General features: G+C 66.4%; 4 protein-coding genes. 3 read left to right on the plus strand and 1 reads right to left on the minus strand.

The window, feature by feature from the left end:
* Window positions 1-366 precede the first annotated feature (366 nt).
* Window positions 367-1,008 (minus strand): DNA-3-methyladenine glycosylase, encoded by a 642-nt coding sequence (locus ACWFR3_RS46635; RefSeq protein WP_453740796.1) that lies wholly within the window; start codon window positions 1,006-1,008, stop codon window positions 367-369.
* Window positions 1,009-1,169: 161 nt separating this feature from the next.
* Between ACWFR3_RS46635 and ACWFR3_RS46640 the strand changes: the two genes are divergently transcribed.
* The 3 genes from ACWFR3_RS46640 to ACWFR3_RS46650 all read left to right on the plus strand — a co-directional run bounded on the left by ACWFR3_RS46640 (window position 1,170) and on the right by ACWFR3_RS46650 (window position 3,206).
* Window positions 1,170-1,952: a sporulation protein gene (locus tag ACWFR3_RS46640; RefSeq protein ID WP_451215369.1), complete on the plus strand. Its 783-nt coding sequence runs from the start codon at window positions 1,170-1,172 to the stop codon at window positions 1,950-1,952.
* A 60-nt stretch (window positions 1,953-2,012) separates the two neighbouring features.
* Window positions 2,013-2,552, plus strand: coding sequence for a YbhB/YbcL family Raf kinase inhibitor-like protein (locus ACWFR3_RS46645; RefSeq protein ID WP_453740797.1), 540 nt, complete (start codon window positions 2,013-2,015; stop codon window positions 2,550-2,552).
* A gap of 147 nt (window positions 2,553-2,699) precedes the next feature.
* Window positions 2,700-3,206, plus strand: coding sequence for an HNH endonuclease (locus tag ACWFR3_RS46650; RefSeq protein ID WP_453740798.1), 507 nt, complete (start codon window positions 2,700-2,702; stop codon window positions 3,204-3,206).
* Window positions 3,207-3,254: the final 48 nt, after the last annotated feature.

Consider the following 3,254-nt stretch of genomic DNA (forward strand, 5'->3'; position numbering starts at 1 on the left):
TCCTTTGTACTCACCCTCTCGGGCTTTCCTCCGGGCGCTTCCCTTCGGTGTTTCTTTTGTCTTGCTGTTCTCGCTGTCTTGCGTTTCCGACTCTACCAGATCCGTTTTCCGTTCCGTTTCCGGTTCGGATTTCATTTCCGGTGGCCGTTGGAGGGCCTTTGCCTTTCGGCGTGTTCACTACGTTAGCGGATTCCCTCTGCAACTCATAATCGAGTTCCGCGAGTTTGAATTCCGGCATGCGAGCACGCCAAATTCGCCCCCGCTGAGGGGAAGTTGTAGGTAGTGGTTGGCCGCTTCCAGCTACTGGCAGATTGCCGTCACCGGGTCAAGCGGCTCGGGCTACATTACGGTCCGCCCAAGGCCGCGTCAAGTTCGGCGGCGACGGGGCGCATGCGCCCGATAGGGGCTGACCGTCGGGTCGTTGAGGGTCCAGAAGCGCCAGGGGTGGACGGCGCCTTCGCCGCCGACTCCCGTACGGGGGCCGTTGCTGACCTGGTCGGGGTCGACGGGCGTTCCCGTAAGGAGGGTGAGGGGTGCGTCCCCTCCTGTACAGAGGTCGATGCCGTTCTGGCTGCGGTCCACGTCAAGGGCCGTGGCCAGGCGCGCGGGGCCTTTGGCCAGTTCCCTGTCGTTGCGGGCCGAGAGTCGACGCTTGCGGGCGATCTCGGCACCGGTCGTGATCTCCCCTGCCCTGAGCAGGACACCGCTCGCCATGCCTTCCGGGCCGCACACCACGTTGAGGCAGTGCCACATGCCGTAGGTGAAGTAGACGTACGCGTGTCCGGGCGGACCGAACATCACGCTGTTGCGGGCCGTCGGGCCGCGATACGCGTGTGAACCGGGGTCGGCCTCGCCCGCGTACGCCTCCACCTCTGTCAGGCGCAGCTCGATCGGCCCCTCCGGTGAGCTGCGCACCAGGACACGGCCCAGGAGATCGGGTGCCACGTCGAGGACAGGGCGCTCGAAGAAGTCGTGTGTGAGGGGCGTACGGTCAGGGGCCTTGATCATGCCGTCCGAGCCTACTGGAGCGGGTCCGGCCGGGCGGGTGGCCATGGGCCGGGCGGGTTGCCAGGGTGATGGCGCGGAACCGGACGTAGGTTCATCGCGTTTGTATGGATCAAGGATTCAAGTCGAGTCGAACCACAGGCGGGGCCTGGGGGAGGAGAGTCATGGGGTTCAAGAAGCTGCTTGCGAGCCTGGGTGCCGGCGGTGCCTCGGTGGAGACGGTGCTGACCGAGGTCAATGTCGTACCCGGTGGTGTCGTGCAGGGTGAGGTGCGGATCCAGGGCGGATCCGTGGACCAGGAGATCGAGGGTCTGTCCGTCGGTCTGCAGGCGCGGGTCGAGGTCGAGGGCCAGGACCAGGAGACGAAGCAGGACATCGAGTTCACCAAGCTGCGCCTCGGTGGGGCCTTCACGCTCCAGGCGGGCCAGGTGCACGCGGTGCCGTTCGGGCTCGAGATTCCCTGGGAGACGCCGGTCACGTCCATCGACGGGCAGCAGCTGCGCGGGATGAACATCGGTGTGACCACCGAGCTCGAGATCGCCCGTGCCGTGGACTCCGGTGACCTGGACCCGATCAACGTGCACCCGCTGCCTGCGCAGCAGGCCATCCTGGACGCCTTCATCCAGCTGGGCTTCCGCTTCAAGAGCGCCGACATGGAGCGCGGTCACATCCGCGGCACGCGGCAGAAGCTGCCGTTCTACCAGGAGATCGAGTTCTTCCCGCCGCAGCAGTACCGCGGCCTGAACCAGGTCGAGTTGAGCTTCGTGGCCGACGACCGCGAGATGGACGTCATCCTGGAGATGGACAAGAAGCCGGGTCTCTTCAGCGAGGGCAGCGACTCGTTCCGGTCGTTCAAGGTCGGTCTCAACGACTTCCAGGGCACGGACTGGGCGGCGTACCTCAACGAATGGCTGTCCCAGGTCGGCAGCAAGCGCAACTGGTTCTAGGCTCGTAACGGAAGAGCTGCAGAGCTACCGCCGATCAGGAACCAATCAGGAGGTGCCGACGTGACCGAGCTCAAGAGGCCGCCGCTTCCCCATGACTTCCATCCGCCCGTGCCGTCGTTCACGGTCGTGAGCGAGGACTTCGAGCCGGGGGCGGTCCTTAAGGACGCTCAGGTCCATGCGGCCGGGAACACCTCGCCGCACCTGCGGTGGGAAGGCTTCCCGCCGGAGACCAAGAGCTTCGCCGTGACGTGCTTCGACCCGGACGCTCCTACGGGCAGCGGGTTCTGGCACTGGTCCGTCATCGACATCCCGGTGTCGGTCACGGAACTGCCCACCGGTGCGGGCAGCGGCAAGTTCGAGGGGCTGCCCGAGGGCGCCGTGCAGGTGCGGAACGACTACGGGACCAAGGAGTTCGGTGGCGCCGCGCCGCCGCCCGGTGACCCGGCGCACCGCTATGTGTTCACCGTGTACGCGGTGGATCAGGAGAAGCTCGGCCCGGACTCCGACACTCCGCCCGCCGCCATCGGGTTCAATCTCCGGTTCCACACGCTCGGGCGCGCGCAATTGCTCGCCGAGTACGCGGCTCCCGCCGGTAGCTGAGCGTTCACTGAACGTTTGCCCGCCCCTGGTCATGGAAGTGATCAGGGGCGGGCATTTTTTATTGCGTTGTCCATCTCGGCGTGCCCGGCCAGAGTTGATCCCAGCCCGCCAGGGGGTGGGTCGGTGTGCATACGGGAGGTGGGCGAAATGCGGGACACGCTGGTGCTGAACGCGAGCTTCGAGCCGCTGTCGACGGTGACGCTGAACCGTGCCGTCGTACTGGTCCTCAGCGACAAGGCAGTCGTCGAGCATGCCCACCCCGGACTCCGTGTGCGCGCGGCGGCGGTCGAGATACCGGTGCCCCGGGTGATCAGGCTCTGCAGGTACGTACGGGTGCCTTTCCGAAGACGGGCTCCGTGGTCGCGGCGCGGTGTTCTCGTACGGGACCAGCACAGGTGCGCGTACTGCGGGAGGCGGGCGACGACCGTGGACCACGTGGTGCCGCGGGCGCAGGGCGGCAGGGACACCTGGTTGAACACGGTCGCTTCGTGCGCGATGGACAATCACCGCAAAGCGGACCGAACGCCGGAGGAGGCGGGTATGCCGTTGTTGCGGCAGCCCTTTGAGCCGACTCCTGCGGACGCGATGCTCCTTGCGCTTGGCCGGGACGAGTTGGCTTCCCTGCCGGACTGGCTGGCTCAGCCGGCGGCATAAGGCTTTGGCCCAAGACGGCCTGCGGCCGGACACAGGATGGTGTCCGGC

Source organism: Streptomyces sp. NPDC055189, assembly GCF_053606765.1.